The organism is Dyadobacter jiangsuensis (assembly GCF_003014695.1).
Lineage (GTDB): Bacteria > Bacteroidota > Bacteroidia > Cytophagales > Spirosomataceae > Dyadobacter > Dyadobacter jiangsuensis.
Map to the genome: position 1 here is coordinate 286,350 of NZ_PYAS01000011.1, position 20,814 is coordinate 307,163.

The 20,814-nt window shown below is 49.8% G+C and carries 17 protein-coding genes; 10 read left to right on the plus strand and 7 right to left on the minus strand.

The features are described 5' to 3' along the window. Window positions 1–40: 40 nt before the first annotated feature. The 3 genes from purH to CLV60_RS22730 all read left to right on the plus strand — a co-directional run bounded on the left by purH (window position 41) and on the right by CLV60_RS22730 (window position 4,252). Window positions 41–1,576, plus strand: a complete 1,536-nt coding sequence (gene purH, locus CLV60_RS22720) for a bifunctional phosphoribosylaminoimidazolecarboxamide formyltransferase/IMP cyclohydrolase (RefSeq protein ID WP_106597675.1) — start codon at window positions 41–43, stop codon at window positions 1,574–1,576. Between the two features lie 81 nt (window positions 1,577–1,657). Beyond that, complete coding sequence (locus tag CLV60_RS22725; protein WP_106597676.1) at window positions 1,658–2,470, plus strand: hypothetical protein; 813 nt, start codon at window positions 1,658–1,660, stop codon at window positions 2,468–2,470. Between the two features lie 162 nt (window positions 2,471–2,632). Continuing rightward, on the plus strand, window positions 2,633–4,252 hold the full coding sequence (locus tag CLV60_RS22730) for a sodium:solute symporter family transporter (protein WP_106597677.1): 1,620 nt from the start codon (window positions 2,633–2,635) through the stop codon (window positions 4,250–4,252). Between the two features lie 74 nt (window positions 4,253–4,326). Here the strand turns inward: CLV60_RS22730 and CLV60_RS22735 are convergent, their stop codons facing one another. Continuing rightward, complete coding sequence (locus CLV60_RS22735) at window positions 4,327–4,767, minus strand: peptidylprolyl isomerase (protein ID WP_019940177.1); 441 nt, start codon at window positions 4,765–4,767, stop codon at window positions 4,327–4,329. Between the two features lie 138 nt (window positions 4,768–4,905). Continuing rightward, entirely contained in the window at window positions 4,906–5,673 is a 768-nt protein-coding gene (locus CLV60_RS22740; RefSeq protein ID WP_106597678.1) for a lytic transglycosylase domain-containing protein, read from the minus strand. A gap of 471 nt (window positions 5,674–6,144) precedes the next feature. Here CLV60_RS22740 and CLV60_RS22745 point away from each other — a divergent pair, with 471 nt between their 5' ends. The 6 genes from CLV60_RS22745 (at window position 6,145) to CLV60_RS22770 (ending at window position 10,657) form a co-directional block, all read left to right on the plus strand. Continuing rightward, a complete protein-coding gene (locus tag CLV60_RS22745) occupies window positions 6,145–7,335 on the plus strand; it encodes a molybdopterin molybdotransferase MoeA (RefSeq protein WP_106597679.1) in 1,191 nt (396 codons plus the stop codon). 50 nt (window positions 7,336–7,385) lie between these two features. Next, the gene (locus CLV60_RS22750; RefSeq protein ID WP_090148288.1) at window positions 7,386–7,625 is read left to right on the plus strand and encodes a MoaD/ThiS family protein; all 240 of its coding nucleotides are present in this window, start codon (window positions 7,386–7,388) and stop codon (window positions 7,623–7,625) included. Between the two features lie 9 nt (window positions 7,626–7,634). Next, window positions 7,635–8,081, plus strand: coding sequence for a molybdenum cofactor biosynthesis protein MoaE (locus CLV60_RS22755; protein WP_106597680.1), 447 nt, complete (start codon window positions 7,635–7,637; stop codon window positions 8,079–8,081). Between the two features lie 133 nt (window positions 8,082–8,214). Further along, window positions 8,215–9,123, plus strand: a complete 909-nt coding sequence (moaCB, locus tag CLV60_RS22760) for a bifunctional molybdenum cofactor biosynthesis protein MoaC/MoaB (protein WP_106597681.1) — start codon at window positions 8,215–8,217, stop codon at window positions 9,121–9,123. Between the two features lie 9 nt (window positions 9,124–9,132). Further along, entirely contained in the window at window positions 9,133–10,125 is a 993-nt protein-coding gene (gene moaA / locus CLV60_RS22765) for a GTP 3',8-cyclase MoaA (RefSeq protein WP_106597682.1), read from the plus strand. A 115-nt stretch (window positions 10,126–10,240) separates the two neighbouring features. Next, window positions 10,241–10,657: a T9SS type A sorting domain-containing protein gene (locus CLV60_RS22770; protein WP_106597683.1), complete on the plus strand. Its 417-nt coding sequence runs from the start codon at window positions 10,241–10,243 to the stop codon at window positions 10,655–10,657. A gap of 68 nt (window positions 10,658–10,725) precedes the next feature. Here CLV60_RS22770 and CLV60_RS22775 read toward each other — a convergent pair whose 3' ends face one another. From CLV60_RS22775 to CLV60_RS22795, 5 genes are all read right to left on the minus strand, one after another. Beyond that, entirely contained in the window at window positions 10,726–11,940 is a 1,215-nt protein-coding gene (locus tag CLV60_RS22775; protein WP_229211094.1) for a glycosyltransferase family 87 protein, read from the minus strand. Window positions 11,941–11,980: 40 nt separating this feature from the next. Beyond that, entirely contained in the window at window positions 11,981–12,910 is a 930-nt protein-coding gene (locus CLV60_RS22780) for an alpha/beta hydrolase (RefSeq protein WP_106597704.1), read from the minus strand. A 51-nt stretch (window positions 12,911–12,961) separates the two neighbouring features. Then, window positions 12,962–14,260 carry an exosortase N gene (xrtN, locus tag CLV60_RS22785; protein WP_106597685.1) on the minus strand — a complete coding sequence of 433 codons (1,299 nt, stop codon included), beginning with the start codon at window positions 14,258–14,260 and terminating at the stop codon, window positions 12,962–12,964. Further along, a complete protein-coding gene (locus CLV60_RS22790; protein ID WP_106597686.1) occupies window positions 14,250–16,793 on the minus strand; it encodes an XrtN-dependent VIT domain-containing protein in 2,544 nt (847 codons plus the stop codon). Before CLV60_RS22790 ends, xrtN begins: the two co-directional genes overlap by 11 nt. Window positions 16,794–16,920: 127 nt before the next feature. Further along, entirely contained in the window at window positions 16,921–17,508 is a 588-nt protein-coding gene (locus tag CLV60_RS22795) for a hypothetical protein (protein WP_106597687.1), read from the minus strand. A 126-nt stretch (window positions 17,509–17,634) separates the two neighbouring features. Here CLV60_RS22795 and CLV60_RS22800 point away from each other — a divergent pair, with 126 nt between their 5' ends. Then, window positions 17,635–20,718 carry a PVC-type heme-binding CxxCH protein gene (locus CLV60_RS22800; RefSeq protein ID WP_106597688.1) on the plus strand — a complete coding sequence of 1,028 codons (3,084 nt, stop codon included), beginning with the start codon at window positions 17,635–17,637 and terminating at the stop codon, window positions 20,716–20,718. Window positions 20,719–20,814 lie beyond the last annotated feature (96 nt).

Genomic DNA, 20,814 nt, shown 5'->3' on the forward strand with positions numbered 1-20,814 from the left:
CAAAATCCCGCATTTGTAATCTTAGAGCAAACGTTGCACAATGTCTAAAAAAATCCAATCCGCGCTTATTTCTGTTTATTACAAAGACGGTCTTGAGCCTTTGGTCCGCCTCCTGCACAACAACGGCGTAAAGCTGTACTCCACCGGGGGAACTCAGACTTTCATTGAAAATCTCAACATTCCCGTAACCGCTGCCGAAGAGCTGACCGGTTATCCATCGATTTTCGGCGGGCGTGTTAAAACGCTTCACCCTGCCATTATGGGTGGTATTTTGTACCGTCGCGACGACGAGGGCGATGTGGCACAGGCAGCGCAGTACAATATCCCGGCCATCGATATGGTGGTGGTGGATCTGTATCCTTTCGAGGAAACGGTGGCATCCGGCGCAAGCGAGGAGGATATTATCGAGAAAATAGACATTGGCGGTATCTCATTGATCCGCGCAACGGCGAAGAACTTTAAAGATACACTCATTGTATCATCCCGCAGCCAGTATGCGGAGGTTGTAGAGTTGCTGAATGCAAAAGCGGGTGCTACAGATATCGAAGACCGCCGTTATTACGCCGGTCTGGCATTCGGAGTGTCATCGCATTATGACGGAGCGATCAACAGCTTCTTTACATCCGGAAAGCAAACAACCGATAAGGAGCTTTTCGATTTCACCAACCTCGCTTCGCAAACGCTGCGTTACGGCGAAAACCCGCACCAGAGCGCGACTTACTATGGCGACCTGGATGGTATTTTCGACAAACTGCATGGAAAAGAGCTTTCATACAACAACCTCGTGGACGTGGACGCGTGTGTGAGCTTGATCGACGAATTCGCTGAGGCGGCACCGACGTTCGCGATTATCAAACACACCAATGCGTGTGGCATCGCTACCGCGCCTACCGCGAAAGAAGCCTATGACAATGCATTGGCTTGTGATCCGGTTTCAGCATTCGGTGGTGTTGTTATTACTAATACAAAGGTTGACCTGGCGACTGCTGAGGAGCTGAACAAGCTGTTCATGGAAATCCTGATCGCGCCTGCTTACGACGAAGAGGCTCTGGCGCTTTTGAAATCGAAAAAGAACCGCATTCTCTTGAAACGTAATGCTGTGGTATTGCCGCAAATCATGTTCAAAACTATCCTGAACGGCGTTTTGGTGCAGGATAAGGACCTTGCTACCGAAGTTGCTGCGCAGTTTACAACTGTTACCGAAAAGGCGCCTACTGCCGGCGAGGTTACTGCCCTTGAATTTGCATTGAAAGTTTGCAAGCATACCAAATCGAACACGATTGTTCTTGCCAAAGAAAACCAGTTGCTTGCAAGCGGTACCGGCCAGACCTCACGCGTGGATGCATTGCGTCAGGCGATCGAGAAGGCAAAGGCATTCGGTTTCGACCTGAATGGCGCGGTTATGGCTTCGGATGCGTTCTTTCCGTTTGCCGACTGTGTGGAGATCGCACACCATGCGGGTATTACTGCGGTTGTTCAGCCGGGCGGTTCTATTCGTGACAAGGATTCAGTAGATTATTGCAATGCGAACGGCCTTGCGATGGTAACGACTGGTGTTCGTCACTTTAAGCATTAATTTTAGTTGCCACGAAGGCGCGAATGAAACACGAATGCCTTCGTGCATATTCGTGTTCTTCGTGGCAAAAAATATAACCCTTTGAACCCACTCCGGAAACTCATCAGATTTCTTCTGACCGGATTCATCATCCTGTTGGGTAGCCTCTTTTTCCTCTACCCGCAGATCTTCTACTGCGAACTGATCGCATTCTCCGATTTCAAGTCAACCGGCAAGAAGGTCTATTTCAGCCCGGATATCAATCGGAATAAGTACAAAACCCTCAAAAGTACTGTCGCGCTTGCCGAGGCGCGGGTAGATTCCTTTTACCAGGGGAAAAAATCCAACCCTAAAATCATCATTTGCCAAACCCCCCAGCAATACCAGAAATATTGCAGCAGTACCGAAGGCGCCGGGTGTAGCATCGGCACGCCCTGGGGCAGCTCTTACGTGATCCTGAATGCGCAGGGTATGAACACCGACGTGATCGCCCATGAAATGAGCCATATTGAATTGCTGAAACGTATCGGCTGGTGGCGCACCACCAACGACATTCCTCAATGGTTCAACGAAGGCCTGGCATTGATGCTCGACCGCCGCTTTGTAAGCGAAACTACGCCGCGTGATCGTTACCGCGCGTATAGGTACGAGTGGCGTTACTATACGCGCAACGGCCGCGACCTGCTTTTACTCAAAGACATTTCTACCATGCGCGAGTTTTTTGGAGGAGGGCAAAAGCACGTCATGAGTGCCTATATGACCGCCGGAATGGAAGTTTCGTACTGGCTTTTGCTTCGCAGAGAGGCTGGATTGCAACGTTTTATAGCCAAAATGCAGAATGGTGTTTCCTTCGACGAAGCATATGGGCCGATGCGTCCCCACCATTTTAAAGATTCGAAGAAAATATCAGAGTAAAGCATTACGAATAGGTGCTTACAGGCTATATTTATGCGCTCCTTTTGAAAACGGGACCTAATATTGGCATGCTCGTTCAGATTTTGTACTTTTTTCGGAAAATAGTGTACGTTTCAATCTAAGCTGATCAATTTCATTCATTCATCTATTTTATTATTTGAAATGCAACAATTACAAACACTGGATTATGTCGTTTTCTTCTTTTACTTCATTGTAGTCTCCGGTTACGGTTATTGGATTTATCAGCGGAAAAAATCAAAAGTTGAATCTACAAAAGACTTCTTTCTCGCAGAGGGCTCCCTCACCTGGTGGGCGATCGGTGCATCGCTGATCGCGTCGAACATCTCGGCGGAGCAGTTTATCGGGATGTCGGGGAACGGCTTTTCGATGGGCCTCGGTATTTCGACCTACGAATGGATGGCGGCGGCAACACTCATTATAGTGGCCGTCTTTTTTATGCCCATCTATCTCAAAAACAAGATTTACACCATGCCGCAATTCCTCAGCCAGCGATACAACAAATCGGTGAGCTTGATTATGGCGGTGTTCTGGCTGGCATTATATATTCTCGTGAACCTCACCTCGATCCTGTATCTGGGAGCGTTGGCTGTTTCGGGGATTTCCGGGCTCGATTTTCAGTTCTGTATGATCGCCCTGGCGGTTTTTGCCATTATCATTACAATCGGGGGGATGAAGGTGATCGGTTTTACGGACGTAATTCAGGTGTTCTTTCTGGTGATCGGCGGTTTGGCCACTACGTATCTGGCGATTAACCTCGTATCCGACAATGCAGGCGTGGAAGGTATCGCGCAGGGTTTCAAAGTAATGCGTGAAAACCACGATGATCACTTCCACATGATTTTCCCTAAATCCAGCCCGTTCTATATGCAGCTGCCTGGTTTGGCGGTATTGCTCGGTGGTATGTGGATCGTGAACCTGAACTACTGGGGTTGTAACCAATACATTACCCAGCGCGCGTTGGGAGCGGATTTGAAGACTGCCCGTAACGGTATCCTTTTCGCCGCATTCCTGAAACTTTTAATGCCGGTGATCGTCGTATTACCCGGTATTGCGGCTTACGCATTGTACAGCAAAGGGATGTTTCAGGCTGAAATGCTCGGTGAAGATGGCGTGATCAATGCCGATAAAGCATATCCTGTGCTCCTTAACTTGCTCCCGACCGGTTTGAAAGGTCTTTCATTCGCTGCATTGACTGCCGCTGTGGTAGCTTCCCTCGCTGGTAAGGCGAACAGTATTTCGACGATTTTTACCCTGGATATCTTCAAGAACTACATTGGCAAGAACGCCGACGAGAAGACGCTCGTTCGTATTGGTCGTGCGGTAGTTGTCATCTCGATGATCCTTGCCATTATCGTTTCTCCATACATGGGTATTGATAAGAAAGGCGGATTCCAGTTCATTCAGGAGATGACCGGTTTACTTTCGCCGGGTATATTTGCGTCGTTCATCATGGGCTTCTTCTGGAAACGTACCAACTCCGCAGGCGCATTGTTCGCGATTGTGGGCGGGTTCCTGATCGCACTTGCGATGCATAACAACTACTTCCCGTTTGCAGATTGGACCCAGGTTCCGTTCCTTGATCGTATGGGTCTTGTGTTCCTGATTTGCGTTGCGGTGATGGTTGTACTCGGGTTGGTAATGCCTGACGAGAAAAAGGGCCTCGCCATCGACGCATCGATGTTTATCCCGCACCGTACTTTTGTTACAGGCGCCATTGTGGTTATTGCGATCATTTCTTACTTGTACGGCCATTTCTGGTGAGATAGCCGTCATATAGCACAAAAAGGGGCCGGAAGTTAATTCCGGCCCCTTTTTGTTGGTAATCGATCGAGATCTTACGCTTCTTCGATGATCGTGATCTTCTGGATCTTGTCGCCCTGACGGATCGCATCAACCGTTTCCACGCCTTCTACCACGCGGCCGAAGCAAGTGTGGTTTCTGTCGAGGTGAGCAGTGTTATTGCGGCTGTGGCAGATGAAGAACTGTGAACCGCCGGTATTGCGGCCAGCATGTGCCATCGAAAGCACGCCACGGTCGTGGTACTGGTTCCCGCCGGTGAGCTCGCAGTCGATGTGGTAGCCAGGACCTCCACGGCCGGTGCCTGTAGGGTCGCCGCCCTGGATCACGAAGTCAGGGATTACGCGGTGGAAAATCACACCGTCGTAGAAGCCTTTTTTAGAAAGATCAACAAAGTTTTTCACTGTGTTGGGAGCATCTTCATCGTAGAATTCGATGAGCATTGTGCCCTTGTCAGTGATCATTTCCGCTTTTGTCATGTCAAAAGTGAGTATTAAAGAGGTACGAAAGATAAGCAGGGCTGCATTATGCCCCTGCCTTAATAACACAAAGAAAAGGATAATGTATCCTTTTCTTCTTATGAACTTTCAAATAAAATAACGGGAATAATGCCCTGCTTAGGATCCGGTTTCGGCCTTGGCCAGCGCTGCGGCTTTTTTCTGCTCGATTTTGAATGCAGAAAGGCGGTCGACCACGTCACCGCTGCCCCATTCGCGGCTCCTTTCGGGGTTGGAGAACCATTCTTTTACCGCGAGGATCTTATAGAGATATCTCGCAGTCTCCGAATTGAGGCGGAGTTTGAAATAATCATCTTTATTCTGCGAATCCATCCGGTTTTGGATGTGCGTCGGGCCTGCGTTGTATGCAGCAGCTACCAATGTCCAGGAACCCAGCTGTTTATACAGGTCGCGCAGGTATTTGCCTGCTGCGTGGGTCGATTTGACCAAATGTTTGCGGTCGTCCCTGGTTTCATTTACAACCAGCCCGAGAGATTTTGCCGTGGATGGCATCAGTTGCCAGTATCCGGCCGCGCCGCGATGAGAAGTGACCTCATCTTTCATAGCGCTCTCTATTAAAGGAATATACTTAAAATCGGCTGGTACTCCGTACTTCTTGAGAATGGGTTCAATGATCCGCATTCTCTTTTTCGTTGTGGTCATCAGCTTACGAAAAGTGGGATTGTCGTAATTTCTGATCGTGTTTTGATATCGCTCGGCGATTCGAAGCTCTGATAAAGGAACGGCTTCGCCACAGAAGTCAATAGCAAGAAGATCTGAATCAATAATGGTTGTTTCTTTCAGTTCCTTCTTTTCCACCCCCACCTCACTCATCGGACTCTTTCCGAATATTGCGATTGAGAAGGCCATAAAGATAAGTCTAATCATGCATTTTGTATTTCGTGAAACATCATTTCAGGCACTGGGCCGAAGTGCAAAGATAACGGGATTGAATAAATAAAATTTCAATTTGAGGTAAAAAACTGATTTTAAGGGGGTTGTTAAAAGTAATTCTAGGATAAAAATAAGAATGCTACATTTGGTCTTCGACAAATGATCCTGAATAAAAACCGCGCCAGGCGAACGGAACGTGAAATTTTAGTTGGTAAAAAGCGCTTAGTACCAAATGTAAACTCTTGCATTAAATGTAATTATAGCAAGAGGTGGGCTTTTTAGTATGTGTTTTACCTATTGATGATCAGTTGGTTACAAAGCAGTGTGTTGTGGGGATAATGGTATTATTGTGGAAAATGTCGCCAATTGTAGGCCAAAACCGGTTTTTCGGCGACATTTTCAAGCTGTTCCATTTGCACTTGCGAATGTGTTAACTTGCACTTTCTGCATGGTATTTTTTGAAATATGGTCACAGTCAACGAGGCAAAGGAGAGAATTATTGCAAATACCGAAACGCTGCCAGCGGTGCAAATACCATTAGGAGAGGCAGTGGGCAGTTATCTGGCGGCGGATGTAGTTTCACCGATAGCGCTGCCACCGTTCAGGCAGTCGTCGATGGACGGGTACGCGATCGTTCATTCCGATGTTACGGAAGCCGGGACATCGCTGCTTCTCGCAGGGGAGTCGAAGGCCGGTCAGGTCGACTTGCCGGTTGTGAGCGCGGGTAATGCGGTGCGCATATTCACAGGGGCACCCGTACCCGAGGGCGCTACCGCAGTAGTCATGCAGGAGAATACCTCGGTAACCGACGGTTTCGTACGAATTCATGAATTTCCGGTTTGGGAGGGTAAAAATGTCCGTCGGGCCGGGCAGCAGATCGCTCAGGGAGCCGTCGCGTTGCGTGCCGGAACACTCATATCGCCTGGTGCCGTCGGGTTTTTGAAGGGAATGAACGTGAACGAAGTGTCGGTTCATGCAAAGCCGCGGATTGGCTTGCTCGTCACAGGTGATGAGCTGCTGAAAGCAGGCGAAGCATTGGAGCCGGGCAAGATTTATGAATCGAATTCAGCAATGCTTCAATCGGGGCTGGCGCAGGCCGGTATCGCGGAGGTTTCGATCAGCTATGCCTCCGATGACCTGGATGCTACTATTGAAGCATTAAGGGTATTGTTGGAACAAAATGATGTCGTTCTCGCTTCGGGCGGGATTTCCGTAGGGGATTATGATTTTGTGGGTAAAGCATTGGAAGCGTTAGGAGCCGGGACAATATTTTATAAAGTACGCCAGAAGCCCGGTAAGCCACTTCTTTTTGGCAAAAAAGGGGATAAACTGGTTTTTGCATTACCGGGTAACCCGGCGTCGTCGCTGGTTTGTTATTATGAATATGTATTGCCTGCGTTAAAGAAAATAATGGGCAGTAAAGAGCCGTTTTTGAGATCGGTACAGCTGCCTTTGCGGCATGCATACCGCTTTGACGGCGAGCGCGACGAGTTTCTGAAAGCGCGGGTGGAAGGCGGCGAAGTCGTTTCGCTCGATGGGCAGGAGTCGTTTGTGATAGGCTCGTTTGCGGTTGCGAATGCGATTATTTACCTGCCTGTGGCACAAAATCGCGTCGAAGCGGGCGAACTGGTGGAGGTGCATTTGCTCCCGCTCTGAACCTGACGGGCCGGATGAGGGTTATTGGGTTGAACGGATATCAGGTACCAATGAGTTTTCAAGTCAAATATTTCGGAATGCTGGCGGAGATCGCCGGGCTGTCGGACGAAGTCTGGAATGCGGCCGGCGGTCTGACGGTAGGGCAGTTCCGTGCGCAAATGCTGGACAAATATCCGGCAATGCGTGATAAAAAATTCAAAATAGCGGTCAATCAGAAGATTTCGGAGGATTTTGTATTGATCGAAACCCCGGCGGAGATCGCATTACTTCCACCGTTTGCGGGAGGATAACAGGAGGACATGGAAAAAGCACATAAACCCAAAAAGGTATTTGTTCAGGGGCCGATCAGCCCCGATTTCGTCGCTAAGTCGATCGCGAGCCACCAATCCAAAACAGGCATTGGCGCCCACGCAATCTTTCTCGGGCAAATCCGCGCGGACCAGAAAGAAGGCGGATTAGTAACCGGCATTGACTATACAGCCTACGAGGAAATGGCCGAGCAAGCATTCCACAACATTCGGGAGGCCGCATTTGCCAAATTCGAACTCACATGCATGCATATATACCACAGCCTGGGCCTTGTTCCGACAGGCGAGATCAGCCTTTTTGTGTTTGTATCATCCCCGCACCGCAGGGCCGCATTTGAGGCTTCGGAATATATTGTGGAAGAAATTAAGGCCAATGTGCCCATATTTGGGAAGGAACTTGTAGGTGACGCCGGGTTTATTTGGAAGGAAAATACGTAGTCAGGTGTAGTCAGGACGTCAAGTTTTGTCATGAAGTCAGTAATTGTCATGTATTGTATGAGAAAAAACAACTCCTGACAATATCTGACCACAATTGACAATACCTGACATTTAAAACGATTAGAAATTGTAAATGGTCGACATTACCCATAAAACCAACACACTCCGCATTGCTACCGCGCAGGCAATTGTACAAGTGAGCAAGCCGGCGACCGTGGAGGCGATTCAAAGCCGTACCGTGCCGAAAGGCGATGTTTTTGAAATGGCGAAGGCCGCCGGTTTTCTGGCTGTGAAGAAAACCCCTGATTTGTTGCCCGACTGCCATCCGATTCCGGTGGAATATACCGGCGTTCAATACAAAATCGAGGACTTGACGATTGTCATTGAATTGACAGTCAAAACGATATACAAAACGGGCGTAGAGGTGGAGGCCATGCACGGCGCGTCGGTGGTAGCGCTGACGATGTACGACATGCTGAAACCGATCGACAAAGGTGTCGAAATACGGAATATCCGATTGTTGGAGAAAAAAGGAGGCAAAAGCGACCGCAAACCCGCACCGGAAGGCTTGAAAACAGCAGTGGTAGTTTGCTCCGACAGTATTTCGAATGGTATTGGCGAGGATAAATCGGGCAAGAAGATCATCGAAAAACTGAAAGCGTTCCAACTTGAAGTAAGCGATTACAGCATTATCGCCGACGACAAGGCGGGCATTCAAGGCAAATTGCGGTCACTGCAAGCCGGAGGATATGATATGGTACTCATTACCGGCGGCACCGGGTTATCGCCCCGCGACGTGACCCCCGAGGCGGTTTCGGAGCTGCTCGACCGGGAGATCCCGGGCATTGCCGAAACAGCGCGCCAGTACGGCCAGGAGCGGGTTCCGACTTCGATGCTGTCACGATCTGCGGCCGGTTTTATCGGTGAAATGCTGGTCATTACCATGCCTGGAAGCACGGGCGGCGTCACAGAATATATTGATGCACTCTTTCCGCATGTTTTGCACGTCTTTAATGTTTTAGAAGGGAAGAAACACGATTAACAACAACCGATGGCATTGCCTATTGTAGATACATTTGGTCGCAAACACACTTATCTGCGCATTTCGCTGACGGATAAGTGCAACCTTCGTTGTACCTATTGTATGCCGCAAGAGGATATGCAGTTTATGCCGTCCAAATGGCTGATGCAGGCCGATGAGATCTCTTATCTGGCGGGTTTGTTTGTGGAAATGGGTGTTGAAAAAATCCGGCTTACCGGTGGTGAGCCGCTGGTCCGCAAGGATGCCGGTGAAATCATTTCCGATCTGGGTAAGCTCCCTGCGTCACTCACGCTGACTACAAATGCCGTTTATATAGATCAGTTCATACCGGAATTGAAAGTGGCCGGGGTAACATCATTGAATGTCAGCCTGGATACGCTGCGAGAAGAGCGATTCCGGGCCATTACCAAGCGTGATCATTTTGGCAAAACACTGGATCACATACGCATGCTCCTGAATGAAGGCTTTGTGGTGAAATTGAATATGGTGGTGATGCGGGGAACGAATGATGATGAGGTCAATGATTTTGTGCGAATGACGCTCACGGAGCCTAACCTTCACGTCCGTTTCATCGAATTCATGCCTTTCAAGGGCAATCAATGGGATTTGTCCAAAATCGTTTCCTACGCTGATCTGCTTGCAACTGTTGGTCAGGAGTTTGAATTTCAGCCTGTCGCCGGTGAGCTGCATGACACCGCCCGGCGATTTCAGGTAAATGGCGGCGCCGGTACTTTCGGGATCATCGGTACCGTCACTCATCCTTTTTGCGAAGGCTGTAACCGGATTCGCCTCACTGCCGACGGGAAGCTCAAAAACTGCCTTTTTGATACATCCGAAGTCGATCTTCTTACTCCATTGCGCAAGGGCGACGATGTTCGCCCGCTCATTTACGCGCATTTTCAGAAAAAGCACTTCGCCCACGGCGGCCACGCCAGCTTCTCCGAGCAAAAAGCCAAGTCGGAATATGAGCAGAATCGGGAGATGATTGCGATTGGGGGTTAACACCGCTTAACCTCCTATTTTACCGTCCAAACTTTGTATGCAACAATGGCCTGAACGGTTACCTCATTGGTTCGAAATTAAATTCAGTTTACCAATCAGTTAACCTTCAAGAGCCATGACCAACATCTTAAAAACCACAGTTGCCGCTGCATTCGCGTTATTTACAGTAGCTGCACAGTTGCAAGCCGATCCGATTGTTTCACCGAAAGTGGAATGCAAAAACAACACCTGCGAGAAGTTCCGCGTGGGTATGTACCGCGTGCGCGACACGATGTCGATGAATGTGATGATGGAAAAAGAGAAAGGGGAAAAGGTGGCGATTCGTCTTCTCGACAGCAAGGGAGCGCTGCTCCATGAGGAATTCGTGCCTAAGTATATCACGAAAACCGGCCGGAAAATAAAGTTCGATGAAATGAATGACGGTGTTTACACGCTCGAAATTTCCAATGACCACGAGAAAATCGTTAAGAGCATTTATCTGTCTACCAAAGAAGTACGCGAAGTAAGCCGCACACTTCTGGGAGTGAACTAATTCAATTTGCCCTATTTGATGCGTTACAGGATGCCGCCGCAGCGTTCCTGTAACGCTTTTTTATGCCGTTAACTTTGCGGCGCGACCTCCGCCTCGGCGGGCCGTGGGAGCAATTCCGTGAAAAGCAGATCGTAGATGATTTTACCCCAAATAATGATACAAGGCACCGCTTTGACTACATAAGGCCAGAAATACTCATTGCGGATAAACGGGGGAAATAGGTCGGTGGGAGACAATGTGGTAAAGATAAATGTCAGCACGAGCAGCACGTGGTTGAGCCTCGTCGGTGCCTGCAAGTAGTACCATACCGCCACACCGGCAATGGCAATGATAAATGTCGGCGATTCGGCGCGGTGGTTGAAAATCACCACCCATACCAGCACCGAGGCCAGCATTAATGCCCGGAAAACAAAATTGCCATACGATTTGATTTTAAGCAGCGGCAGACAGAAGAGCGCCATTCCGACCAGATTGACGTAGGCTTTGTTCACGTCCAGTGAGAACCAGATTTTCAGCCAGCCGATTACGGAAAGGCCGTCGGAAAAGTCGCGGTCGGCAGCGAGGAGTTTCCACCAGGTTTTGTACAGTACCACAAATTGCTCGGGCGTCACGGCTACGATCGGTAGTATGGTGAGCAAAATCACCCACGCGGCAGTCGTGTAAGCCAGTTTGAGCTTATTGGGGTAGAGCAGGTACAATGCCAGTGCAACAATGCCGAACAGTTTGATAAAGATCGTAGAAACGATGCACAGCGAGGCCATCCAGTACTTGTCCCTTTCCAGGAAACCAAAACCAAACAGTAGCAAACCGGCGATCAGGGCGTTACTCTGCTCGTTTTGGGTGGCGGTGAGGAGTTCTACCAGCATAAAAGAGACCATAAGCCCCTTGGTCCGTAAATCGATTCTTGGAAGAAAATAAACCGAGAAGAAGAGCACCGCCACATTGATCAGGTTCCAGAAAAACAGGCCGACGAACGTGGGCATAATGGAAAGTATGCCAAAAACGAGCGCGAATGCCGGGCTGTACTTGAACAAGTCCCAATGCTCGTCGACATGCCACCGATACAGGTTTTTTCCTTCGATCAAATGAAAGAAGGACTGCTTGAAAATGACGTAGTTATTGTAGGTAGTGTAGAGTTGCGGCTGGTTGGCAAAGGTTTTCGGGTGGGAGAATACCGATTGAAGCGTAGCGAAGGCGGCAATGGCCAGTACGATAAAGAGGAGTGATCGTTTGCTGATCACCAGGCGGTTAAAAGCATTCATAAACTGAATAATCCCTAGCATTGATTTTTCGTCAAAACTAGGGATTAATTCATAGCCGCCATCAATTTTTCTGGTATCCCATCGCTTTCAGCCAGCCTTCCATGGCGGCTGGCCAACCACCGAGTGATCCTTTACCTTCGGTGCGCATGCCGTAGCCATGCCCGCCTTTCGGGTACAAATGCATTTCGGCAGGGATCTTCTTCTTTTTCAGCGCCAGGTAATATTCGATGCTGTTCTCGACGGGCACGCCTGTATCGTCCATAGCGTGAACGAGGAACGCGGGCGGTGTCTGATCAGACACCTGCATTTCGTTGGAGTAGTATTTGATCAGCTCGTCCGATTTTTCAGGTCCGAGCAGGTTGTCGCGGGAGCCGCCGTGTGCGAGGGCAGGCGTCAGCGAGATCACCGGATAAATGAGTATGGAGAAATTCGGTTTACCATCCGCGGAGGCTTTTTCACCCATATTATAATGTGTCGAAATCGTGGCAGCCAGGTGGCCTCCTGCCGAGAAACCCATGACGCCGATCTTGTTCACATCGATGTCCCATTTGACCGCATTCTGCCGGATCAGTTTCATGCCTTGCATAGCATCCATCAATGGTACTTCATGCTGGTGCGCCATCGCTTTTTCGTTGGGTAGACGGTATTTCAGTACAAATGCCGAAATGCCGCGTTCATTGAACCATTTGGCAAAATCACTGCCTTCGTGGGAGGCCGCCAGTATGCCGTAACCGCCGCCCGGACAGATCATCACCGCGGCCCCGGTTGCTTTCTCTTTCGGTGCAATGTAAGCGGTAATCGTAGGAACAGTTACCCCGCTGATGCGCAGGATTCCCTGTGCGTCGGTGACGGATTTCTCTTCCACATCACTCTTTTTAAAATTGGGGACTTTGCCTTCCGGCCAAAGGTTGATGGTTTCTGTTTGCGCCATAGATGGAACTGATAATGCGAGCAGGCTCAAAACGGTAAGGATACGAGCTGTTTTTTTCATTGATTTTCCGTTGCTTTTCATCGAAAAGACGCCTTTACAGGCAATATACCCTCAAATTGCCGGTAACCATCTTTTTACTTCCGCGTCAAGCCGGGCCGGATCATCCGCTGTTACATTGATCAGTTGAAAGTGGTTGTTTTCAGTCAGGCATTTCCAGCGCCAGTCGAGCTGGCTGATGGTTGCATATTGTCCGCTGGACAGCCACCACGCAGTAAGCAATTCGTCATCCCCTTTTTTCAAACTACCCACATACACGACCGTACCCGCGACCTGCTTCTTTGAAATGCGGCTCAAATGATAGCCCGACCCGACCCAGCATGTTACCGGGCTGTGTTCCGAGGAGTAGAATGCTGGAATTGGCTTAATGTAAACCAGTGCCTGGTCATTCTTAAACTGGGTGACGCCACTTTCGAGCTGTTGCATTGCGTAGCCTTCGCGGCTTGCGATTTTGGTGGCTGATCTGATATTTATGACTGGTTTTTGAAAACAAAAGAATGCACAGGCCGCTAACAATGCCAAATGACCCGGTATCAGCAACTGCGAGCGGTTTTTATCGATTGAACGCTTTGTAGCAACCGGTTCGCACAAGCGCTGATGCGCATGCCGGACAATGAAGATTAATGGAGCTGCAACATAAACCAGCAGACACACGATGCCCGTAACGTCATGCAGGGCGTTGTCGGGTGTAATGTGCAATGCTACGAGCAAGATAATACGCATAAGGTTTCCGATGGTGTTTAATGCAAATGCGACAAGCATGAGCATTACCTGATACCGGAAGGAAAGCGATTGCTGGTGCCGTATGCGGAAGTGAGCCATGAGGAAAACAGCTGAAAGCAGTGCAAACCCCGTCATTTGCAGTCCCATGCAAGCGGGATCGACGGTGAACTCGGCGCCGTTGAGCTGAATGCTGTTTCCTTCCACCACGACCGGGAACTGTGCCGCCCTCAAAACCCAGCCGGCCCAGGCGGAAATTTGCAGTCGGATCGGAAAGGTGAATACCTCCGAAACGTATTTGAAAATGGGGGAAATGATGATCAGTACCATGAAGAATTGCCCATTCAGTTTTCCCAGGAGACTTTCAACAGCGAAAAGCAATGCGAGCACCAATAGCAGAAAACGCCACGAAGTTTCCTGCCGGAAGCAGCATATCAAAAGTATTACGGCAACCGCAGGTGCAAGCCGCCAGCTTTTTTCGGCTGGCGGATAGCTACGCAGCAGCAAGGGAATGAGCACAATGCCCATCCAGAACGTCGCATCGCCATGGATATAACCATGCATAAAGAAGATGCTGGAAATCCCCAGGTAGGCTGCCGGGATAGCGGCTAACGCATATTGCCTAGCGGACATAATGGCGAAATGTAAAATAGCCGACAATTGTGCAGAACAGGATGATGAGCAGCCATTCGTGGGGCTCCGGCACGGCTCCGGCGGTTTTCAGGGTCGCATTGTCGAGGCTGTTATTGCTTTTCCGGATGTCGAAGCGGTCGTAGTCCTGCTGGGTTTCAAGCACGATCATGCTTGAAACGGGCGTCACAATATGCGCAGTTTCAGCCTCTCTGATAAGTTTTGCATTAAAAATCGAATCGGTTTGGAAGGAACGGTCGAGGAAGCGGCCGCCTAGCTGTTTCATGATATGGTTATAGGCAAAAAGCCTGAGCAAATGGTCGGGTGCCTTGCCGTATGCCTGGCCATTGGTTTCGCGGATCTGCATGCCGGATCGTTCAATCGCAACAACGGACGAATCCGCTTCGGGATCCGTAGGAAATTGGTCTTGCGAAATCATTTGCCGCAGTGTTTTCCAATCGGTTTGTTCGGAGCGGATTATGCTCAGTTCTTCGAGTGATTGAATGTAAAAGGAAGCCTCTTCGCCGACAATAAAGGTGCGCAGGCCACGGGGAGCATGTTCGCTCAGTTTTTTGGAAAATGGTGTATTCGCCAGGTCGTGCAATGTAGGGGACACGACGGAAGATTTGGTGATCAGCAATGCATTCTCCGGATTGGGAATATCTTGTACGGGAAACAGGGAAAAATTGAGTCGGGATAGAGCCTCAAACTGCTCGTCTTTATTCGCTTCGGTGAGTCTGAGAAGTCTTTCATTGGCAACAAAAACGGGATGATTTTTTAGTAACGACCACAATGTGTCCAGCTCGTTCTTACTCCATGCCTGGTTTACATCGAGGTAATAAGCTTCTGCATTGAATTTTTCAGGTGTTTTGTTAAGCGGCTCTACCGTGTAGGTTTTCCCGTTAAATGCGAAACTTTCCCTCGCAACGGGCGCGATCTCAAAACCGGCGCGCCACCGCGACTGGTATTTTCCTTGATACATGACAACGCCCGGAGAAGCGGTGGTCGGGTCGAAGGGAAGGCGCAGCGCACGTGCCTCCTTCGGATAGTCAAGCCTCACGGTTTCCGTGGCTTCTTCGGTACCCGGCCCTTTGAACCAGATATTTTCATAAATCAGCTCCTTCCCGTCAACTTTCAGTGGAGTAGTTATGCCGAGTTTGAATTTACGGTTCTCTTCAATTGTGCATGGGAAAACCTTTACCTTCACCATATTACCTTCCTGCCAGTGCACGATCGATGGGTCGCGTGATTCCACGCCGACTATCGTTTTGTAGGCGGAATCGGCCTTGCTTTGTGAAGCGAGCAAACTTTTCTCCTCTATACCATTGATCCACAACGAAAGGGAGCTAACTACTGAACCTTCCGGGAGGGAAAATGTGTACAGGGCTTCTTCCTGGTCGAATAAAGAGCCGGAACGATTGGCTATGCTGATCGTCTTTTCTGTATAGGCGAGTCTTATGTGCGGATAAATGCGCGCTTGCGTGAGCACATTGGCCGTGCGCAGCTCACTACCCGACCACAGCCGTTCCTGGGTTTCATGGCGGGTGTCGTAAAGTACATTCAGAATGTTAACCCGTTCCGCGTTCCCCAAATCGAGATTTTGAGTAAACAAAGAGGCTATTACGACAAGGGGATCATGTCTTACCAGAATATCGGTAGCGGGCCGCATTGAAAACAGGGTGGTCGGAGCGGTTTGGTAAACCATTTTGCCCATTATTACCTTGCGGGTGATCCAGTCGTCTTCCAATTGCCGGGCAAGGACGATCCAGTCAGGAAGGCTGCCGGTTAGTCGTGTGCCTACGGCATTAGCCTGGTGTTGAAGTGAGGTGCTGACCTGATGCCAGCGCACTGAGAAATAAACGGCAATAGCTATGGGTATCATGATGCCGGTTAGTATTGCCGGCTTGAATGCCTGCCATCGGTGGCGAATTATACGCAGATAGCTGATCGCAAGTAGCAGCGGAACAAAGCAGTGTATGGATATTCCCAGCAGGAGCAAAGCAGGTATGCCCAGCACATTGTAAGGGGTGAGGATGAAGGCATAATACCCCCAAATTACCGTGGAACAGCCCATTAATGCAAAAAGCACCGATCTGAGCCAGCGAGGCAGGTATGCTTCCCAGGGGAACAGGATAGCCGATGCCCCTGCCATGACGATGGCGAACATCAGCCAGGTTGCCGACGGGCTGAAAATGGGCATAACCCGGTTTAAGGCAAAGCAGCTAACGAGCCACACATATCCCAGCAGGAGGCGGTGGTGCAGGTATTCGAGGCGTTGTTTTTTCCAAAACCAGCGCAGTTTCCCGGCATTCATCAGCCAAATTGAATAGAGCACGGCCACACTCCATGGAATGATAAAGGCCCCATCCAGCAAGGAGTCTACGACCGTATAATAGAAGATCAGGAAGTTCAGCAGCAGGCAGCCCAGCCCAATGCCGTAGTCAGGATCATAGCGGCGGATACCTTGTGTTCCGGTATTGCCGGTCGTTTCGGGCAGGTTCGGTTGCTCCGAGTTATGTACTGTAAATTGTTCCATTATTTCGATATTTAAAAGTACTTTGTATTTCAAAGTAAATTTAGAAAATCGATATAGGCAACACTTGCAGCGCCGCTAATTAACAATCTCTTGAAATTGGTTATTTAACGGTACCCACGGATCCGTTTTACGGTTTCGGCGGATTGATCATAATGTGCGCCCTGTGCGTTCCCGGGTCCATGATCCAAGGCATACCGGGCACATCAGGTTTCAGTGGCAGGCCTGTACTTTCCGCTGTTGCAAATGGAATGTAAACCACATATCGCAGATACCCGTTTTTGAGCGCGCCGGTGGCGGGGTCGTAGTTGTCCTTGGAGCCTGATAAAACGTATAGTGTGGAGGATTGTTTCGGCATTTTCAATTTGCCTTCCTTCACCTCCTTTTCGCGGATATCGAAAATCTCTTTCTGGTTCTTACCTTCTTTCGCCAGCACGCGTCCCCGCTCCATAAATGCATCGAGCTCGGCGAGGTAGCAGGATACGCTGATATCTTCTTTTTTGGGATCGTCGGCCAGGCAGACGAAGTCGTTACTGCCCTCACACAGGATTTTGAATGTGCCGTCGGGCGCGTATCCGTACACTTTTGCCCCAGCCTGCTTATCCGACGGCGCGGCCATAACGGCCGTCTTGATCTGCACGTCGGCGGGAAGGATGTTTTGAGCGGAAATTTCAGTGGCGACGCACAGCGCCAGGCAGGAAAAAAAAGTCGTTTTCATGATAGTAAATATAAGTAGGTGGTCCCTTATACACGTAATTAAAATTATTATTGTAAAAATGACACGTTTAGGCTTTGGGTCAGCTAATGCTTTCTGATTCAAGGCCGAAAAGCGCTCGATTTACCTATGAACTTCAAAAAATCGCTTTTCCTCTTTCCAGCCGGTTGTTTGCTGGCTGGTCTGCTGGTCGCCTCTTATCAGCGTTCGAACCCCAGTACGATTGACGCCGCTTCGGCCGACACGCTTTACAAAGATCTGACGGATGCGCAAAAGCGGTCGTCGAAATATGCAGTAGCCGGTCTGACGACCCCCAACGGCCTGGAAGCAACCCTTTTCACATCGGAACCGACGATCACCAACCCGACGAATATCGATGTAGACCATTTGGGGAGAGTCTGGGTTTGTGAGGCGTATAACTATCGCCCGGCAATCAACGGCAACCCGACAAAAAATGAAGGGGACCGCATCGTGGTGCTGGAAGATACCAATGGCGACGGCAAGTCCGATAAATCCACGGTCTTTTATCAGGGCGCGGAAATCAATGCACCGCTGGGTATTTGGGTGATGGGAAACAAGGTAATTGTATCTCAAAGCCCGTACGTATGGCTCTTCACCGATGAGGATGGCGACTTGAAAGCCGATACGAAAGAGGTCATTTTTGAAGGCATCGGCGGTGACCAACACGACCATGGTATGCACGCGTTCGTATTCGGGCCGGATGGTAAGTTGTATTTCAATTTCGGGAATGAAGGCGACCACCTGCTCGACGGCAAGGGTAATCCTGTGGTGGGTAAAGACGGCAAGCCGATCGATTTTTCAAAGTTGAAGCAAGGAATGGTTTTCCGTTGTGATCCTGATTTTACCAATATTGAAGTGCTCGGGAATAACTTCCGTAACAATTTCGAAGTGGCGGTGGACAGCTACGGTACCATGTGGCAGTCGGATAACGACGACGACGGTAATAAAGGTGTACGCATCAACTACGTAATGCAGTACGGTAATTACGGTTATACCGACGAAATGACGGGTGCCGGCTGGCGCGCGAACCGTACCAATATGGAAGACTCGATTCCATACCGTCACTGGCATTTGAATGACCCAGGCGTAGTACCCAATCTGCTGCAAACCGGTTCAGGTTCGCCGACGGGTATGGTCGTTTATGAGGGAAAACTACTTCCAAAGGAATTCTGGGGTCAAATGATCCACTGCGAGCCCGGCCATAATGTGGTTCGTTCATACCCTGTTGAAAAGGCGGGAGCGGGCTATTCTGCCCAAATAGTGAACATTGTGGACGGCAAGCGTGACCAATGGTTCCGTCCGTCGGATGTTTGCGTAGCGCCTGATGGCTCGCTGCTCGTTGCCGACTGGTACGATCCGGGCGTAGGAGGTCACCAGGCAGGAGACCAGGGCAAAGGGCGCATTTACCGCATTGCGCCATTAAATACGCCTTACCGCATTCCGAAATCGGATTTTACAACAGTGGCGGGGGCCGTGGAGGCATTGCAAAGTCCTAATCTCTCGATTCGCTACCACGCGTGGACAGCATTAAACGGAATGGGTGCAAAGGCGGCACCTGCGCTCGAAAAACTCTTTGCGAACAAAAATGCCGAGCCTCGCATGCGGGCGCGGGCGCTGTGGTTGCTTAGTAAATGGCCATTTACTGCTAAGAAAACCGTAGACCTGGCTATTAGGGATGCGAATGCAGATATTCGCATTGCGGGCCTTCGCGCGGCTTCCGAATCGAAGCACCTGGATGCGCTTCCATATATCAAAATACTGGTTAAAGACGCCGACGCACAGGTACGCCGCGAATGTGCATTGCTTTTGCATCATAATCCATCACCCGAAGCTCCCGCATTGTGGGCGTCGCTCGCACAGCAGTACGACGGAAAAGACCGGTGGTACCTGGAAGCATTGGGTATTGGTGCCGACGCACAATGGGACTCGTTTTTCAAAGCGTGGCTGGGCAAAGCGGGAGCCAACCCAATCGCCACACAGGCGGGTAAGGATATTGTATGGCGTTCGCGCGGGAAGGAATCTGTTCAGTTGCTGGCTTCATTGGCCGGTGACCCAACGATCGATTTGAAAAGCCGACTACGCTATTTCCGGGCATTCGACTTCAATTCGGCGGGTCGGGAAAAGTCGATGGCATTGCTGAAACTCACGAATGGGACCGGTAAGGATCAGGATAAGGTGAATGAACTGGTAATGCGCCACCTCGACCCGGCATTTGTAAAACAGACACCGGAGGCGATGGCCGCATTGAAGAAAATGCTCGACGCGACTTACGGTACACAAGCCTACCTCGAACTCGTTGCCAAATATGAGCTTTCGTCCGAGAACCAGCGGCTTCTTTCGATGGCTTTGGAGCAATCGGCCAGCCGCAACGGGTCCCTCGCAGCTTCGCAACTGATCAAACAAGGTGGTGCATCATTGGTTTGGAATGTGGTAAAAGGATCTGATAAAAGCAAAAGCGCCAGCGCATTGACCTCCTTGAAATCGGTAGGCAGTAAGGACGCGCTGGAAATCCTGAAAACCGTTGCTACCGACAATGGCTATCCGGAAGATCTGCGCACGATCGCAGCCAAGTCATTGGGAGGAACCATGAGCGGCGAAGATCAGGTGCTGGTATTATTAAAAGAAGGAAAGCTGACCGGAGAAGCGAAAACGGCTGCCGTACAGGGTCTTAACGGCGCCTGGCGGAAGTCCGTAAAACTGGAAGCCGCCAAATACCTGGATGGCCCGGCCGTAGCCGCCAGGAAACACCCGGAAGTGAAAGAACTGGTAACGATGAAAGGCGACCTCACCAAAGGAAAACAAGTATTCACATCCTACTGCTCGGTATGCCACCAGGTAAATGGCGAAGGGATGGATTTCGGACCGAAACTATCGGAAATAGGAAGCAAGCTGCCGAAGGAAGCACAATATGCGGCTATTTTCGACCCAAGCGCTGGTATTGGCTTCGGATACGAAGGTTTTGAAGTGACTTTGAAAGACGGCACCGCCGTATCCGGCATTGTTTCCAGCAAAACCGAAACCGACCTGATTCTGAAATTCCCGGGCGGTTCGACGCAGGAATATAAAATGTCACAAGTGAAATCCATTAAGCAGCTCAAAGATTCGATGATGCCGTCCGGCTTGCAGGATGCGATGAGTACGGAGGAGCTGGTGAGTTTGGTGGATTATCTGAGTAATTTGAAGAAGAAATAATGGGGCTGACTAAAAAGGCCCGAGTCAATTTGGCTGTAAATAGGCTTTTTGGATTTTTGAGACTGATAGAAGCCTGGTTAAATTAACAAGGGGTCA

Excerpts from the sequence above, each read along its gene's own strand:
- purH (WP_106597675.1), top strand. The coding sequence starts at position 41 with ATGTCTAAAAAAATCCAATCCGCGCTTATTTCTGTTTATTACAAAGAC.
- CLV60_RS22730 (WP_106597677.1), top strand. The coding sequence starts at position 2,633 with ATGCAACAATTACAAACACTGGATTATGTCGTTTTCTTCTTTTACTTC.
- CLV60_RS22735 (WP_019940177.1), bottom strand. The coding sequence starts at position 4,767 with ATGACAAAAGCGGAAATGATCACTGACAAGGGCACAATGCTCATCGAA.
- CLV60_RS22740 (WP_106597678.1), bottom strand. The coding sequence starts at position 5,673 with ATGATTAGACTTATCTTTATGGCCTTCTCAATCGCAATATTCGGAAAG.
- CLV60_RS22745 (WP_106597679.1), top strand. The coding sequence starts at position 6,145 with ATGGTCACAGTCAACGAGGCAAAGGAGAGAATTATTGCAAATACCGAA.
- CLV60_RS22750 (WP_090148288.1), top strand. The coding sequence starts at position 7,386 with ATGAGTTTTCAAGTCAAATATTTCGGAATGCTGGCGGAGATCGCCGGG.
- CLV60_RS22755 (WP_106597680.1), top strand. The coding sequence starts at position 7,635 with ATGGAAAAAGCACATAAACCCAAAAAGGTATTTGTTCAGGGGCCGATC.
- moaCB (WP_106597681.1), top strand. The coding sequence starts at position 8,215 with ATGGTCGACATTACCCATAAAACCAACACACTCCGCATTGCTACCGCG.
- moaA (WP_106597682.1), top strand. The coding sequence starts at position 9,133 with ATGGCATTGCCTATTGTAGATACATTTGGTCGCAAACACACTTATCTG.
- CLV60_RS22770 (WP_106597683.1), top strand. The coding sequence starts at position 10,241 with ATGACCAACATCTTAAAAACCACAGTTGCCGCTGCATTCGCGTTATTT.
- CLV60_RS22775 (WP_229211094.1), bottom strand. The coding sequence starts at position 11,940 with ATGCTAGGGATTATTCAGTTTATGAATGCTTTTAACCGCCTGGTGATC.
- CLV60_RS22780 (WP_106597704.1), bottom strand. The coding sequence starts at position 12,910 with ATGAAAAAAACAGCTCGTATCCTTACCGTTTTGAGCCTGCTCGCATTA.
- xrtN (WP_106597685.1), bottom strand. The coding sequence starts at position 14,260 with ATGTCCGCTAGGCAATATGCGTTAGCCGCTATCCCGGCAGCCTACCTG.
- CLV60_RS22790 (WP_106597686.1), bottom strand. The coding sequence starts at position 16,793 with ATGGAACAATTTACAGTACATAACTCGGAGCAACCGAACCTGCCCGAA.
- CLV60_RS22795 (WP_106597687.1), bottom strand. The coding sequence starts at position 17,508 with ATGAAAACGACTTTTTTTTCCTGCCTGGCGCTGTGCGTCGCCACTGAA.
- CLV60_RS22800 (WP_106597688.1), top strand. The coding sequence starts at position 17,635 with ATGAACTTCAAAAAATCGCTTTTCCTCTTTCCAGCCGGTTGTTTGCTG.